The organism is Pseudomonas sp. NyZ201 (assembly GCF_049860765.1).
GTDB lineage: Bacteria > Pseudomonadota > Gammaproteobacteria > Pseudomonadales > Pseudomonadaceae > Aquipseudomonas > Aquipseudomonas bharatica.
In genome coordinates, this window is the sequence record NZ_CP187557.1 from 4,690,741 (window position 1) to 4,704,632 (window position 13,892).

Consider the following 13,892-nt stretch of genomic DNA (forward strand, 5'->3'; position numbering starts at 1 on the left):
AACCCGCTCCCACAAGGTTACGCGGCGCTCTTACTGCTGGTTCTCCTGGTCGGTGAACAAGTCACTGAACAGCATGCTCGACAGGTAGCGCTCGCCCGAGTCCGGCAGGATCACCACGATGGTCTTGCCCTGCATTTCCGGCTTTTCGGCCAGGCGCACGGCAGCAGCCATGGCCGCGCCGCAGGAGATCCCGCAAAGAATCCCTTCTTCCTGCATCAGGCGCAGGGCCATGGCCTTGGCCTCGTCGTCGCTGACCTTTTCCACCTGGTCGACGATGGACAGATCGAGGTTCTTCGGCACGAAACCGGCGCCGATGCCCTGGATCTTGTGCGGGCTGGGCTTGATCTCCTCGCCGGCCAGGGCCTGGGAGATGACCGGCGAAGCGATCGGCTCCACGGCAACGGACAGGATGGCCTTGCCCTGGGTGTTCTTGATGTAGCGCGACACCCCGGTAATGGTGCCGCCGGTACCGACGCCCGCCACCAGCACATCCACCGCACCGTCGGTGTCGTTCCAGATTTCCGGACCGGTGGTCTTCTCGTGGATCGCCGGGTTGGCCGGGTTATCGAACTGCGCCGGCATGAAGTATTTCTGCGGATCGCTGGCGAGGATCTCGTTGGCCTTCTCGATGGCGCCCTTCATGCCCTTGGCCGGCTCGGTCAACACCAGTTCGGCGCCCAGCGCCTTGAGCACCTTGCGGCGCTCGATGCTCATCGACGCCGGCATGGTCAGCAGCAGCTTGTAGCCACGGGCGGCGGCGACGAAGGCCAGGCCGATGCCGGTGTTGCCCGAAGTCGGCTCGACGATGGTCATGCCCGGCTTGAGCCGGCCGCTGCTTTCGGCGTCCCAGACCATGTTCGCGCCGATCCGGCATTTGACCGAATAACCCGGGTTGCGCCCTTCGATCTTGGCCAGGATGGTCACCCCGCGCGGGGCGATGCGGTTGATCTGCACCAGCGGCGTGTTGCCGATGGAATGGGCGTTGTCAGCGAAGATACGGCTCATGGCAGGAGGTCCTTTTGGCACCGAGCTAAAAAACCAAGGGTAAGCCTGCCATGGGGGTGCGTCTACCCCGGTCGAACTCCATGCAAGCGAGCGCGGTCAACCTTTCATCCGGGATCTGGAGACTCCGATGAAACGTCGCTATAGCTGGCCCTTGACCACGCTGGCCGGCCTTATCGTGCTGTTGCTGGCCCTGCACCTGTCGCTGCCCTGGCTGGTGCGCGACTACCTGAACGGCAAGCTTGCCGACATGGGCGATTATCGCGGCCAGATCGCCGACGTTGACCTGGCCTGGTGGCGCGGAGCCTACAAGATCAACGGCCTGACCATCGTCAAGACCACAGGCAAGGTGCCGGTGCCGTTGCTCGATGCACCGGTGATCGACCTGTCGGTGAGCTGGCATTCGTTGTGGTACGACCATGCCGTGGTCGGCGAAGTGACCTTCCTCAACCCCGAACTCAATTTCGTCGACGGCGGCAGCAAGCAGGCCTCGCAGACCGGCCAGGGCACCAACTGGCGGCAACAGCTGGAAAAACTGCTGCCCATCACCCTCAACGAGGTGCTGATACAGGACGGCACCCTGACCTTCCGCAACTACAACTCCAAACCGGCGGTGGACCTCAAGGCCACCCAGCTCAACGCCAGCATCCACAACCTGACCAATGTGGTGGACAAGCAAGGCCGGCGCGACGCCACCTTCGACGGCAAGGCCCTGCTGGTGGGCGATGCGCCTGTCGAAAGCCAGGCCACCTTCGATCCGCTGAGCAATTTCGAGGATTTCCAGTTCCGCCTGCGGGCCACCGACATCCAGCTGCGCCGCCTCAACGATTTCGCCAGCGCCTATGGCAAGTTCGACTTCAAGGCCGGCCACGGCGACGTGGTGATCGAGGCCCAGGCCGAGAAAGGCCGCCTGACCGGCTATATCAAGCCGCTGCTGCGCGATGTCGAGGTGTTCGACTGGCAACAGGACGTGGAGAACAAGGACAAGAACATTTTCCGCTCGGTCTGGGAAGCGCTGGTCGGCGCCACCGAGACGGTGCTGAAGAACCAGCCGAAAAACCAGTTCGCCACCCGGGTCGAACTGTCCGGCAGCGTGCACCAGAGCGATGTCAGCGCCTTCGAAGCCGTGCTGCAGATCCTGCGCAACGGCTTTATCCAGGCCTTCAACGCACGTTACGAGCGTTCCGCGCCCAAGTCTGACTGAGTCACCGAGTGACGGCCCATTCAGAGACTGAATGGGCCGTCTGCGTTCCCACTGTGTAGGGCGGCGGGTATAGTCGCGTATGACATTTTTCTGCCGGATGGATCATTCCCGGCATCCGTATTCATGAGGATGGATAGATGAAGTTCGAAGGCACCAGCGCATACGTCGCCACAGACGACCTGAAACTGGCGGTCAACGCGGCGATCACCCTGGAGCGGCCACTGCTGGTCAAGGGCGAGCCGGGCACCGGCAAGACCATGCTCGCCGAGCAACTGGCCGCCTCCTTCGGTGCCAAATTGATCACCTGGCATATCAAGTCCACCACCAAGGCCCACCAGGGCCTCTATGAGTACGATGCGGTCAGCCGCCTGCGCGACTCGCAACTGGGCGTGGACAAGGTCCACGACGTGCGCAACTACCTGAAGAAGGGCAAGTTGTGGGAAGCCTTCGAATCCGAGGAGCGGGTGATCCTGCTGATCGACGAAATCGACAAGGCCGATATCGAGTTCCCCAACGACCTGTTGCAGGAACTCGACAAGATGGAGTTCTACGTCTACGAGACCGACGAAACCATCAAGGCCAAGCAGCGTCCGATCATCATCATTACCTCGAACAACGAGAAAGAGCTGCCGGACGCCTTCCTGCGCCGTTGCTTCTTCCACTACATCGCCTTCCCCGACCGCGAGACGCTGCAGCAGATCGTCGATGTGCACTACCCGAACATCAAGAAGGACCTGGTCAGCGAAGCGCTGGACGTGTTCTTCGACGTGCGCAAGGTCCCGGGCCTGAAGAAAAAACCGTCCACCTCCGAACTGGTCGACTGGCTGAAGCTGCTGATGGCCGACAACATCGGCGAGGCCGTGCTGCGCGAGCGCGATCCGACCAAGGCCATCCCGCCGCTGGCGGGTGCCCTGGTGAAGAACGAACAGGACGTGCAACTGCTCGAACGCCTGGCCTTCATGAGCCGCCGCGGCAACCGCTGAGGCCAGGGGGCGAACGCCATGCTGCTCAATCTGTTCAATGAAATGCGCGCCGCCAAGGTGCCGGTGTCGGTGCGCGAACTGCTCGACCTGATCAACGCCTTGCAAAAGCGCGTCACCTTCGCCGACATGGACGAGTTCTACTACTTGTCGCGGGCGATCCTGGTCAAGGACGAACGGCATTTCGACAAGTTCGACCGGGCCTTCTCGGCCTACTTCAAGGGCCTGGAGAACCTCGACCAGCACCTGGAGGCGCTGATTCCGGAGGATTGGCTGCGCAAGGAGTTCGAGCGCCAGCTGACCGATGAAGAGCGCGCGCAGATCCAGTCCCTGGGCGGTCTGGACAAGCTGATCGAAGAATTCAAGAAGCGCCTGGAAGAACAGAAGGGACGCCATGCCGGCGGCAACAAGTGGATCGGCACCGGCGGCACCAGCCCGTTCGGCTCGGGCGGTTTCAACCCCGAGGGAATCCGCGTCGGCGAGGCCGGCAAGCGCCAGGGCAAGGCGGTCAAGGTCTGGGACCAGCGCGAGTACAAGAACCTCGACGACCAGGTCGAGCTTGGCACGCGCAATATCAAGCTGGCCCTGCGCCGCTTGCGCAAGTTCGCCCGCCAGGGCGCGGCGGACGAGCTGGACATCGACGGCACCATCGACCACACCGCCCGCGACGCCGGGCTGCTCAACATCCAGATGCGCCCGGAGCGACGCAACAGCGTGAAACTGTTGCTGCTATTCGATATCGGCGGCTCGATGGATGCCCACGTGAAGATCTGCGAGGAACTGTTCTCGGCCTGCAAGACCGAGTTCAAGCACCTTGAGTATTACTACTTCCACAACTTCGTCTACGAATCGGTGTGGAAGAACAACCTGCGCCGCACCTCGGAGCGCACCTCGACCCTGGACCTGCTGCACAAGTACGGCGCCGACTACAAGGTGGTGTTCGTCGGTGACGCGGCCATGGCGCCGTACGAGATCACCCAGCCGGGTGGCAGCGTCGAGCACTGGAACGAAGAGGCCGGGTATGTGTGGATGCAGCGTTTCATGGAGAAATTCAAGAAGCTTATCTGGATCAACCCGTATCCGAAGGACACCTGGAACTACACGGCCTCGACCAACATCGTCCGCGAATTGATCGAGGACCGCATGTATCCGCTGACCTTGCGCGGGTTGGAGGAAGGTATGAGGTTCCTCTCCAAGTAGGAGGGTGTTCTTGAGGGCCTCATCGCTGGCAAGCCAGCTCCCACAGGGATCGCTGAACCTGTGGGAGCTGCCAGCGATGAGGCCCTATCAGCCAGCAAACCTCTTGAGCCAGGCCTGCATTTCAGCCCAGGCCAATTCCTGCACCACTGCCCTGAACCTCACCCGCTCCCCGGGCAAGCACTGCGCCAGCCGCGCCAGCGCCAACGGCGTCAACGCCCCCAACCGCGGATACCCGCCAATCGTCTGCCGGTCATTGAGCAACACGATCGGCTGCCCGTCCGGCGGCACCTGCACCGCGCCCAGCGGGATGCCCTCGGAGATCATCGGCCTGCCCTGATAGCGCAAGGCCGGCCCGAGCAAGCGAATGCCCATGCGATCGCCGCGACTGTCCAGTTGCCACGGGCTGTTGAACGCATCGAACAGGCTTTGCCCGCTGAATTCGCCCAATTGCGCGCCCATCACCAGGTCCAGGCACGCCTCGCCTTCCAGTGGCGGACGCAGCAACTCGGGCACGCCCCCCCGCCCCGCCGCCGCCCCTGCAAAGCGCAACTCATCGCCCTTGACCAAGGCACGACCTGCGCCATCCGGCCCACCCAGTTGCTCGCGAACCACGGTTGCGCAACTGCCCAGCACCCGGGGCGCATCGAAACCACCCGGCGCCGCCAAATAGGCCCGGGCACCGAGCAACGGCTGGCTGAACTGCAAGCGCTGCCCCTGGCGCAATACAAAGCTGCGCCACGGTTTCAGCGGCTCGCCGTCGATCCGCGCGTCCAGGTCCGCGCCGGCCAGGGCCAGAACACAATCCGCCTCAGCCTCCACGGCAAAACCGCCCAGGGTGATTTCCACCACTGCCGCTTGCGCCGGGTTATCCAGCAGCCAGTTGGCCCAGCGCGCCGACACCCAGTCCAGCGCGCCGCCCTGCGTCACGCCAAGATGACGTACACCGAAACGGCCCTGGTCCTGAAGCTGACACAGGGGCGTGCTGGCCTCGATCCGCAGGTGGTTCATGGTTGTTCCTCCAGCGGCGAGTCGTCACCTCCCAGCCTGATGAATTCATCCCGCCCGATAGCCACGAAACGTACCCGGTCGCCCGGCTGCAACAGGCTGTAGCCATCACGGTCACGGTCGAACAGCGCAGCGGGCGTACGCCCGATCAGGTTCCAGCCCCCCGGCGACAAGGCCGGATAGGCCGCCGTCTGCCGCTCGGCAATACCCACGCTGCCCGCCGCTACGCGCTTGCGCGGCGTCGCCAGGCGGGGCGAGGCCAGGGATTCCTCGACCAACCCCATGAAGGCGAAACCGGGGGCGAAACCAAGGGCAAACACCTGGTATTCGCGCCCGGTATGCCGCCGGACGATCTCGCTTTGCGCGACGCCACAACGCGCCGCCAGCACCTTGAGTTCCGGGCCGACACTGGCGTCGTACCACACCGGAATGTCCATGCGCCGCCCTGCCCCGCCACTGTCCGGCTGCAGATCGCGCAACGCTTCGCCGATCAGGCTGCGCGCCTCGCCAGGTGAGCAATCGAACTGGACCATCAGCGTGGTGTAGGACGGCACCAGTTCCACCAGGCGCGTGCCGAACACCTGCCGCAAGCGCCGGCTGGCCGCCAGCATCCAGGGCATGTGGGCTTCGTCGATGGACTCGAACAGGCGCAGCATCAGGCAGTCGATGGCGACCGCTTCGATCCTTGGCTTCATGGGGTCTTCAGGGCATCCAGGGCCTGGCGGATCTGGCGCACGGCGGCCAGCGAGCTTTGGTTGTCGCCATGCACGCAGAGGGTCTGGGCGTGCAGCGTCACGGCGCTGCCGTCGATGGCGGTGAGCGGTTCGCCACGAGCCAGGCGCAGGGCCTGTTCGACGATCAGCGCCGGGTCGTGATGCACCGCCCCCGGCAGGCGGCGGGAAACCAGATGGCCGTCAGCGTCGTAGGCTCTGTCGGCGAAGGCCTCGAACCACAGCGGCACACCGATTTCAGCGCCCAGGGCCCGGGCAACGGTATCGTCGGCCGTGGCCATCAGCATCAGCGGCAACGGCGGGTCATAGGCGGCCACGGCTTCGAGCACGGCGCGCAGCTTGCGGTGGTCGGCCATCATGTCGTTGTACAGCGCACCATGGGGTTTGACATAGGACAAGTGCGTGCGCTGGACCCGGCAGATGCCGTCCAGCGCGCCGATCTGGTAGTGCAGCAGGTCGCGGATTTCCTCGTTGCTACAGGCCATGGAGCGGCGGCCGAAACCGGCCAGGTCCTGGTAGGACGGGTGGGCGCCGATCCGCACCTGGTGCTGCACCGCCAGGGCGACGGTCTGGCGCATGATCCCGGGATCGCCGGCATGGAAGCCGCAGGCGATATTGGCGCAATCGACGAAGGGCATGACCTCGGCGTCCAGACCCATGGTCCAGTTGCCAAAGCTCTCGCCCATATCGCAGTTCAATAGCAGACGGCTCATGGCGGGCTCCGTTGAAGAGATGAAGTTAACGCCAGCTTGGCTGCACGGCCTTGCGCCGGCCACCCATGATCACCCAGCCGATCAGCAGCAGAATGCTCTCCACCACCAGGGCGAAGATCAGCGCACAGCCCACGCCCCAGGCCGCGGCCTCGGGCGTGAGCAGAATCTGGTAGCTGTAGCCCTTGAAGGTTTCCTCGCGGATCGCCGGGTCGGGCTGGGTCAGCACATGCCAGGTGCGACTGGCCCAGCCGGCCTGCAACGCCTGCCATTCGCTTTCCAGCATGCGGTTGCGGGCGACCAGGCTGTCGATGCTCTCGGCATCGCTCTGGAACACCGGGTCGTCACTGGCGCGGTAATGCCGCACCAGGGCCTGGAGATCCCCGTTGAAGAAACGCTGGGCGGTCTGCTGGAAGCCCTTCAGGCCCTCGCGGGACTCCAGCAGGTGGGCTTGCACGCGCTGGCTGTAGTCATTGACCAGGCCGGGCACCTGGACGCCCAGCAACAGACCACAGGTGAACAGGATCAACCGCAGGTAGCTTCTCAGCATTTGGCTCGTCCTTAGCGGGTCTGGCCCTTGGCGATGCATTCGCCCTTGCGCCACAGGCCCCATTGGCCGGGCTCGTAGCGGTTCCAGGTTTCGTTTTCGGTCAGCGCTTCGGTGGTGATGACCGTGACCACATCGTTGGGCGTGGTTTCGGCATGGAAGTCGACGATCATGTCCACGTCCTTGAGCCGCGCCGGGCCGAATGGCGCACGCCGGGTGATGTGCACCAGCTTGGTCGAACAGAAGCAGAACAGCCAGTCGCCATCGCTCAGCAGGCAGTTGAACACGCCCTTGCCACGGTATTCGGCACAGGCCTGCTCCAGCACCGGCAGCAGTTGCTCGACGTCCACCGGCTCGGGAAAGGCTTCACGGATGCGGTTGAGCAGGTCGCAGAAGGCCGCTTCGCTGTCGGTGTCGCCGATCGGCCGGTAGAAGCTGGTCAGGCCATTGAAATCGGCGAGTTGGCCGTTGTGCGCGAAGCACCAGTTGCGCCCCCAGAGTTCGCGGACGAAGGGGTGGGTGTTGGACAGGCAGACCTTGCCGACGTTGGCCTGGCGGATATGGCCGATCACCACTTCGCTCTTGATCGGATAGCGCTGTACCAGGCTGGCGACTTCCGATTCGCAGCTTGCCGCCGGGTCCTGGAATACCCGCAGGCCGCGGCCTTCATAAAAACCGATGCCCCAGCCGTCACGGTGGGGGCCGGTACGGCCACCACGCTGCATCAGGCCGGTGAAGCTGAAAACGATGTCGGTGGGGACGTTGGCGCTCATGCCCAGGAGTTCACACATGCTCGGGCCTCCAGTTACAGACGTGGTTCGAGACGCTGGCGCGCCCCGCCCAACGGCGCCTCGGGTGGCTCGTCGCGATAGCGCGCACGGCTATCGGCGGGCTCGGCCAGGATTTCCTCGGCCTCGCGCTTCTTCGCAGCTTCAACACGTTCGCGGCGCGCCCGGGCGCGAGCCTCCAGGGGCATGCGGATGGCGACGAAGATCAGGTACAGGGCGAAGGCGATCATGCCGTACATCGCCAGGTCGGCGGCAGCGCGCCAGACGTTGTTGCCGACCTTGAAGGCCAGGTCCAGGGCGCTGATGGCGATGGCCGGGGCGAAGATGTCCTTGGCCGGATCGACGATGGTCGGGGTGAACAGCAGCACGGCCAGCAACACCCGCAGCGGCTCGCGCAGCCAGCGCCACATCCAGCCGGTCAGGCGAAAGCCCACCCACAGGCAACCCAGGGCGGCCAGGGCATACAGGCCCCAGGCGAACAGATAGTCGTTTTCGGTCATGGCGTCCGTGGTAGGTAGGCAAACAGGCGCTTATGATAGCGATTTTTCCGCGCGCAGGCGCCCCCCAGCCAAGGAACCGCATATGTCCTCTTCCGCCCGAGCCCTGTCCGCCCCGATCGCCCGCCGGGGCGAAGGCGCGGATCCCTATGCCTGGCTGCAGGAACGCGACGCTCCCGAGGTGATGGCCTACCTGGAGGCGGAGAACGCTTTTCAGGAGGCGCAACTGGCCGGCCACGCCGGGTTGCGCGAAACCTTGTTCGAGGAAATCAAGGGCCGCATCCTCGAAACCGACCTGTCCCTGCCCTCGCCCTGGGGCCCGTATCTGTACTACACCCGCACCACCGCCGGCGACGAATACGCCCGACACTATCGCTGCCCGCGCCCGGCCGATGATTCCAACACGGTGGACGAAAGCCGCGAGGAACTGCTGCTCGACCCCAACGCACTGGCTGCCGGCGGCTTCCTCAGCCTGGGCGCCTTCAATGTCAGCCCGGACCACCAGCGCCTGGCCTACAGCCTGGATACCAGCGGCGACGAGATCTACACCCTGTACGTCAAGGAGCTGGCCAGCGGCGCGATCAGCGAACTGCCGTTCGACGACTGCGACGGCAGCATGACCTGGGCCAACGACAGCCAGACCCTGTTCTTCACCGAGCTGGACGACACCCACCGGCCCTTCCGCCTGCACCGCCACCGCCTCGGCAGCGCCAAGGCCGAGCCGGTCTTCGAGGAACACGACGGGCGCTTCTTCCTGCACTGCTACCGCTCGAGCTCCGAGCGCCAGTTGCTGCTGTCGCTCAACAGCAAGACCACCAGCGAAGCCTGGGTACTGGATGCCGACACCCCGAACGGCACGTTCGCCTGCCTGGCGCCACGGGTCGAAGGCCATGAATACGACGCCGACCACGGCAAGCTCGACGGTGAGTGGCGCTGGTTCGTGCGCAGCAACCAGGACGGCATCAACTTCGCCCTCTATCACGCTCCCGGTGACCGCGTGCCCACCCGCGAGCTGTGGCAGGTACTGGTGCCCCACAGCGACACGGTGATGATCGAGGGCCTGACCCTCAATGCCGGCGCCCTGACCCTGAGCCTGCGCGAGGGCGGCCTCCCGATCATCGAAGTGCGTCCCTGCGGGCTGCCGGCCTACCGGGTGCAACTGCCGGACGCTGCCTACAGCCTGTACGTACAGGACAGCCTGGAGTTCACCAGCACGCGCATTCGCCTGCGCTACGAAGCCCTGAACCGCCCGGCCCAGGTGCGCCAGCTGGACCTGGCCACTGGCGAGCAGGTGGTGCTCAAGCAAACGCCGGTGCTTGGCGAGTTCGATGCCGACGCCTATGTCAGCCAGCGTCTCTGGGCACAGGCCAGCGACGGCACGCGGGTGCCGATCAGCCTGGTCCAGCGTCGCAGCGACCTTGGCCAGCCGGTGCCGCTCTACCTGTACGGCTACGGCGCCTACGGCGAAAGCCTCGATCCGTGGTTCTCCCATGCCCGCCTGAGCCTGCTGGACCGCGGCGTGGCCTTTGCCATCGCCCACGTGCGTGGCGGCGGCGAGCTGGGCGAAGCCTGGTACCGCGCCGGCAAGCAGGAACACAAGGCCAACACCTTCAGCGACTTCATCGCCTGCGCCGAACACCTGATCGCGTCCGGCATCACCCGCGCCAGGCAGCTGGCGATCAGCGGCGGCAGCGCCGGCGGCCTGTTGATCGGCGCGGTGCTCAACCTGCGTCCCGAGCTGTTCAAGGTGGCGATTGCCGAGGTGCCGTTCGTCGATGTACTCAACACCATGCTCGACCCGGACCTGCCGCTGACCGTCACCGAATACGACGAATGGGGCAACCCCCAGGAGCCGGAGGTCTACGAGCGGATCAAGGCCTACGCGCCTTACGAAAACCTGAAGGCCCAGGCCTACCCGTCGCTGCTGGTGATCGCTGGCTATAACGACAGCCGCGTGCAGTACTGGGAAGCGGCCAAGTGGGTGGCGAAGCTGCGGGTCACCAAGACCGACGGCAATCCGCTGCTGCTCAAGACCGAGCTGGGCGCCGGCCATGGCGGCATGAGCGGCCGCTACCAGGGCCTGCGCGACGTGGCCTTGGAGTACGCCTTCGTGCTGAACGAGCTGGGTGTGGCGAGCGCCTAGTCCTTGGTCTTGTCCATGGTCTTGTCCGGCGTCGGCATCAGCCCCGGCAGCGGTTGATCCTTGGGCGGCGATGGCAATGGCATGGGCGGCAGCAAGGGGCCGCCCGGCCTGCCGTCGCCGGCCTTCGGCGGCATCGATGGGGTGATCTGCGGATAGGGCGTGGGCGTCGCGGTACCCGGCGCCCCGGGCACCGGCGCGATCACGCGCGGTTGCAGGTCGTCGGCCTGGGCGGTGGCCAGGCTGGCGACGCAATACAGCAGGATGCTCGTCAGACGCATGCAGGGCTCCTGGTCGAGGTCATGCCATACAGACTACTCCGCCATGTAGCGGATTGCCTGCCCAGGAAGCGGTACTGGCGCTAAACTGACGGCGAAACCGTGCCAACCCAAGCCTGAACAGGTAAGAACATGACTGACGCCTCCTCCGCCGCTGCCACCGCGCGGCTCGACCGCATCCTCGCCGACGCCAAGCGCGACGACGAACGGGGCTACCGGCAGAAAGCCCTGCGCATGTACCCGCATGTCTGCGGCCGCTGTGCCCGGGAGTTCTCCGGCAAGCGCTTGAGCGAACTGACCGTGCATCACCGCGACCATAACCACGACAACAATCCCCAGGACGGCTCCAACTGGGAACTGCTGTGCCTGTACTGCCACGACAACGAGCACTCGCGCTATACCGACCAGCAGTACTTCAGCGAAGGCTCGCTGAGCACGCCATCCATCGCCAAGGCCACGCACAACCCCTTCGCCGCCCTCGCCGGAATGCTCAACAAGAAGGACTGAAGTCGCAGCACGCCGCGCCGAGCCCGTATAATCGCGTCTTTTTTGCGAAGGGCCCGGCACGTGGCGAACAAAAGGTACAGCTGCATCGGCCTGTACAACCCCAAATCCCCTGAAAACGTCGGTTCGGTGATGCGCGCCGCCGGCTGCTATGGCGTGAACTCGGTGTTCTACACCGGCAAGCGCTACGAACGCGCTCGCGACTTCGTCACCGACACCAAGCGGGTCCACTACGACATCCCGCTGATCGGCATCGACGACCTGCAGAAGATCATTCCCCTGGGCTGTACCCCGGTGGCCGTGGAACTGGTGGACGGCGCTCGGCCCCTGCCGGAATACACCCATCCGGACCGTGCCATCTACATCTTCGGCCCCGAGGACGGCAGCCTGGACGACGAGGTCCGCGCCTGGTGCGAGGAGACCATCTACATCCCGACCAACGGTTGCATGAACCTGGCCGCCACGGTCAACGTCGTGCTTTACGACCGCATGGCCAAAGGGCTGAACACCCGCTCCGGGCCGCGCTTCAGGTAAGCGATTGAACGCCGGGCGCAAGCCGGCGGTCTGCTGACTATCACGTCACTCAAGAGGAGAAGCGCTCATGCGCCAGAAGCCAGAGATTCCGGCAACGCCCTTTCAGAGCAAACCCGAGCACAACGTCCAGGGCTGGGAGCGAGCGGGCTCGGTATTCACCGGGGTAGTGATGCTGGGCAAGGGCCTGCGTCGTGGCGGTCTGTTCGGGCTGGTCCAGATGGCCATTGGCGGCGCCGTACTGGCCCGCGGGGTCACCGGGCATTGTTCGGCGAAAAGCCTGCTGGAGAAGGGACGCCAGGACCTGGACGGGATCCGGGCGAAGATCGAGCGCACCGGAAGCGAGCTGAAGTCGTTGAAGGATGCGGCGGAGGCGGCGACCAAGAGTGCCACCGTGACCGGGAACGATTCGCTGGTCAGTCCAAAACCCTGAGATTCGAGGGCCTCATCGCGGGTGAACCCGCTCCCACAGGTTACGCGTACCTTGTGGGAGCGGGTTCACCCGCGATAGGGCCCTGAAGGGCGGTCACTGAAGCAGCGGAGTGCGCAAAACCTCCGACTCCCGCCCCATTACACTCTCGGCCAACTGCACGAACTCCGCCGTGCTGACACTGTTCATCCGCATCAACGCCCGCACCAGATCGTCCAGCGACTGCTTGTTGTGGGTATGAACACGGATTTCCCGATCCAGCGCCTGCAACAGCAACACCGCGCGGGCGATGGTCGCCGCGTTGGCCTGCTCGCCGCGCAGGCTGGTCACCGCCTTGCCTTCCTTGTTCAGGCGCTTCTGCAATGCCTGGTAGCGGTCATCACTGATCCCGCCGGCACGACGCAGCAGCTCGGTAGCGTAATACTCCGCCAGCCCCTCGCCGATCCAGTCGCTGCCTTCGCGGTCGTTGATCCGCGCAAACACCCGCACCAGCTCGCGCAACAACGGGCTGCTGCCGTTTTCGCTGACCAGCGCACTGGCACTGTTGAGGTAGATGGAGTCGTGCGCCGCACGCGCGCCTCGCCATAGATGTTCACGGGCGCCGACCAGCAGCAGCTTCGTTGGATTGCGCGGGAACACCGCCTGGTACTGCGGCCAGACGAACGTCAGCAAGGTCAATGCATCCATGCGGCGCTGCCCCTGCCCGACCGGACCGGCCACGCTGACCTCGGTCTCGCCCAGGCGGGCACGTCGTACCCCAACCGTACCGGCGAGCATCCAGCCGGTCGGACGGTCGAACAGGCGCGAAACGTTGTCGATGCGAAAACGCTGCTTGCCAATCCGCGGCCATGCCGTCTCGATGCTGTTCCAGCCGGCAGGCAGATCGACGCTCAGGCGAGCCACCAGTTCGGTGCCATCCTGCTGGTCGAGACGCGCTGGCGGCACCAGGTCATCACCGCGGAACAGCGCCCAGTTCGCCGCGATACGGCTGTCGTAGCTGCCGTTCTTCAGCTTGTGATCAAGCCGTACCTTGTAGCTCAGGCTGGACTTGCCCGGTGCCGGCTGCCAGACCCCACGCTGGCGGTCCGCCGCCGGTTGCCACGGACCGTCGGCCTTGAAATCGCTATACAGGCCTTCCTTGCCCAGGTCGAAATCCAGGCTGCGCACCTGGGCGCCATCGGCCAGGGTCAGGCGCACTTCGGCCTGGCCGCTCTGGGGCAGCAGGCGCACGTGGTAATCCAGATCGACTTTCCTGGCCCAGGCGGCATCGCTCGCCAGCAGCAACAGGACCCACGCCAGAGGGTGACGCACAGGCATTGCCCGACTCCTTGCACGAACGCGAAAC

General features: G+C 64.9%; 16 protein-coding genes. 7 read left to right on the top strand and 9 right to left on the bottom strand.

Annotation, left to right across the window (positions count from 1 at the left end; translation table 11 throughout):
• Window positions 1–30: 30 nt before the first annotated feature.
• Window positions 31–1,005, bottom strand: coding sequence for a cysteine synthase A (cysK, locus tag ACPFMA_RS20860; protein WP_064301906.1), 975 nt, complete (start codon window positions 1,003–1,005; stop codon window positions 31–33).
• 127 nt (window positions 1,006–1,132) lie between these two features.
• Between cysK and ACPFMA_RS20865 the strand changes: the two genes are divergently transcribed.
• From ACPFMA_RS20865 to ACPFMA_RS20875, 3 genes are all read left to right on the top strand, one after another.
• Window positions 1,133–2,206 (top strand): DUF748 domain-containing protein, encoded by a 1,074-nt coding sequence (locus ACPFMA_RS20865; RefSeq protein ID WP_425928583.1) that lies wholly within the window; start codon window positions 1,133–1,135, stop codon window positions 2,204–2,206.
• Between the two features lie 137 nt (window positions 2,207–2,343).
• Entirely contained in the window at window positions 2,344–3,189 is an 846-nt protein-coding gene (locus ACPFMA_RS20870) for an AAA family ATPase (RefSeq protein WP_009399561.1), read from the top strand.
• A gap of 18 nt (window positions 3,190–3,207) precedes the next feature.
• On the top strand, window positions 3,208–4,386 hold the full coding sequence (locus ACPFMA_RS20875) for a vWA domain-containing protein (RefSeq protein ID WP_009399562.1): 1,179 nt from the start codon (window positions 3,208–3,210) through the stop codon (window positions 4,384–4,386).
• An 87-nt stretch (window positions 4,387–4,473) separates the two neighbouring features.
• Here the strand turns inward: ACPFMA_RS20875 and ACPFMA_RS20880 are convergent, their stop codons facing one another.
• From ACPFMA_RS20880 to ACPFMA_RS20905, 6 genes are read right to left on the bottom strand one after another with little or no spacing between them, the layout of a single operon-like run.
• Complete coding sequence (locus ACPFMA_RS20880) at window positions 4,474–5,394, bottom strand: biotin-dependent carboxyltransferase family protein (protein WP_425928584.1); 921 nt, start codon at window positions 5,392–5,394, stop codon at window positions 4,474–4,476.
• Complete coding sequence (gene pxpB, locus ACPFMA_RS20885) at window positions 5,391–6,086, bottom strand: 5-oxoprolinase subunit PxpB (RefSeq protein WP_425928585.1); 696 nt, start codon at window positions 6,084–6,086, stop codon at window positions 5,391–5,393. The genes ACPFMA_RS20880 and pxpB overlap by 4 nt, the downstream gene beginning before the upstream one ends.
• A complete protein-coding gene (locus ACPFMA_RS20890; protein WP_009399565.1) occupies window positions 6,083–6,835 on the bottom strand; it encodes a 5-oxoprolinase subunit PxpA in 753 nt (250 codons plus the stop codon). The genes pxpB and ACPFMA_RS20890 overlap by 4 nt, the downstream gene beginning before the upstream one ends.
• 25 nt (window positions 6,836–6,860) lie before the next feature.
• On the bottom strand, window positions 6,861–7,382 hold the full coding sequence (locus ACPFMA_RS20895; RefSeq protein ID WP_064301902.1) for a DUF2937 family protein: 522 nt from the start codon (window positions 7,380–7,382) through the stop codon (window positions 6,861–6,863).
• 11 nt (window positions 7,383–7,393) lie between these two features.
• On the bottom strand, window positions 7,394–8,170 hold the full coding sequence (locus ACPFMA_RS20900) for a class II glutamine amidotransferase (protein WP_009399567.1): 777 nt from the start codon (window positions 8,168–8,170) through the stop codon (window positions 7,394–7,396).
• A 14-nt stretch (window positions 8,171–8,184) separates the two neighbouring features.
• Window positions 8,185–8,667 carry a hypothetical protein gene (locus ACPFMA_RS20905; RefSeq protein ID WP_064301901.1) on the bottom strand — a complete coding sequence of 161 codons (483 nt, stop codon included), beginning with the start codon at window positions 8,665–8,667 and terminating at the stop codon, window positions 8,185–8,187.
• Window positions 8,668–8,749: 82 nt separating this feature from the next.
• Here ACPFMA_RS20905 and ACPFMA_RS20910 point away from each other — a divergent pair, with 82 nt between their 5' ends.
• Entirely contained in the window at window positions 8,750–10,807 is a 2,058-nt protein-coding gene (locus ACPFMA_RS20910) for a S9 family peptidase (protein WP_425928586.1), read from the top strand.
• On the opposite strand, the gene ACPFMA_RS20915 is transcribed toward ACPFMA_RS20910, so the two are convergent.
• Complete coding sequence (locus ACPFMA_RS20915; RefSeq protein ID WP_009399570.1) at window positions 10,804–11,085, bottom strand: hypothetical protein; 282 nt, start codon at window positions 11,083–11,085, stop codon at window positions 10,804–10,806. The two genes, ACPFMA_RS20910 and ACPFMA_RS20915, sit on opposite strands and share 4 nt — an antisense overlap.
• A gap of 129 nt (window positions 11,086–11,214) precedes the next feature.
• Here ACPFMA_RS20915 and ACPFMA_RS20920 point away from each other — a divergent pair, with 129 nt between their 5' ends.
• From ACPFMA_RS20920 to ACPFMA_RS20930, 3 genes are all read left to right on the top strand, one after another.
• A complete protein-coding gene (locus ACPFMA_RS20920) occupies window positions 11,215–11,589 on the top strand; it encodes a YajD family HNH nuclease (RefSeq protein WP_009399571.1) in 375 nt (124 codons plus the stop codon).
• A gap of 60 nt (window positions 11,590–11,649) precedes the next feature.
• On the top strand, window positions 11,650–12,120 hold the full coding sequence (locus ACPFMA_RS20925) for an RNA methyltransferase (RefSeq protein WP_425928587.1): 471 nt from the start codon (window positions 11,650–11,652) through the stop codon (window positions 12,118–12,120).
• A 67-nt stretch (window positions 12,121–12,187) separates the two neighbouring features.
• Window positions 12,188–12,550, top strand: coding sequence for a YgaP family membrane protein (locus ACPFMA_RS20930; RefSeq protein ID WP_009399573.1), 363 nt, complete (start codon window positions 12,188–12,190; stop codon window positions 12,548–12,550).
• 93 nt (window positions 12,551–12,643) lie between these two features.
• On the opposite strand, the gene ACPFMA_RS20935 is transcribed toward ACPFMA_RS20930, so the two are convergent.
• Window positions 12,644–13,864 (bottom strand): hypothetical protein, encoded by a 1,221-nt coding sequence (locus ACPFMA_RS20935; protein WP_425928588.1) that lies wholly within the window; start codon window positions 13,862–13,864, stop codon window positions 12,644–12,646.
• Window positions 13,865–13,892 lie beyond the last annotated feature (28 nt).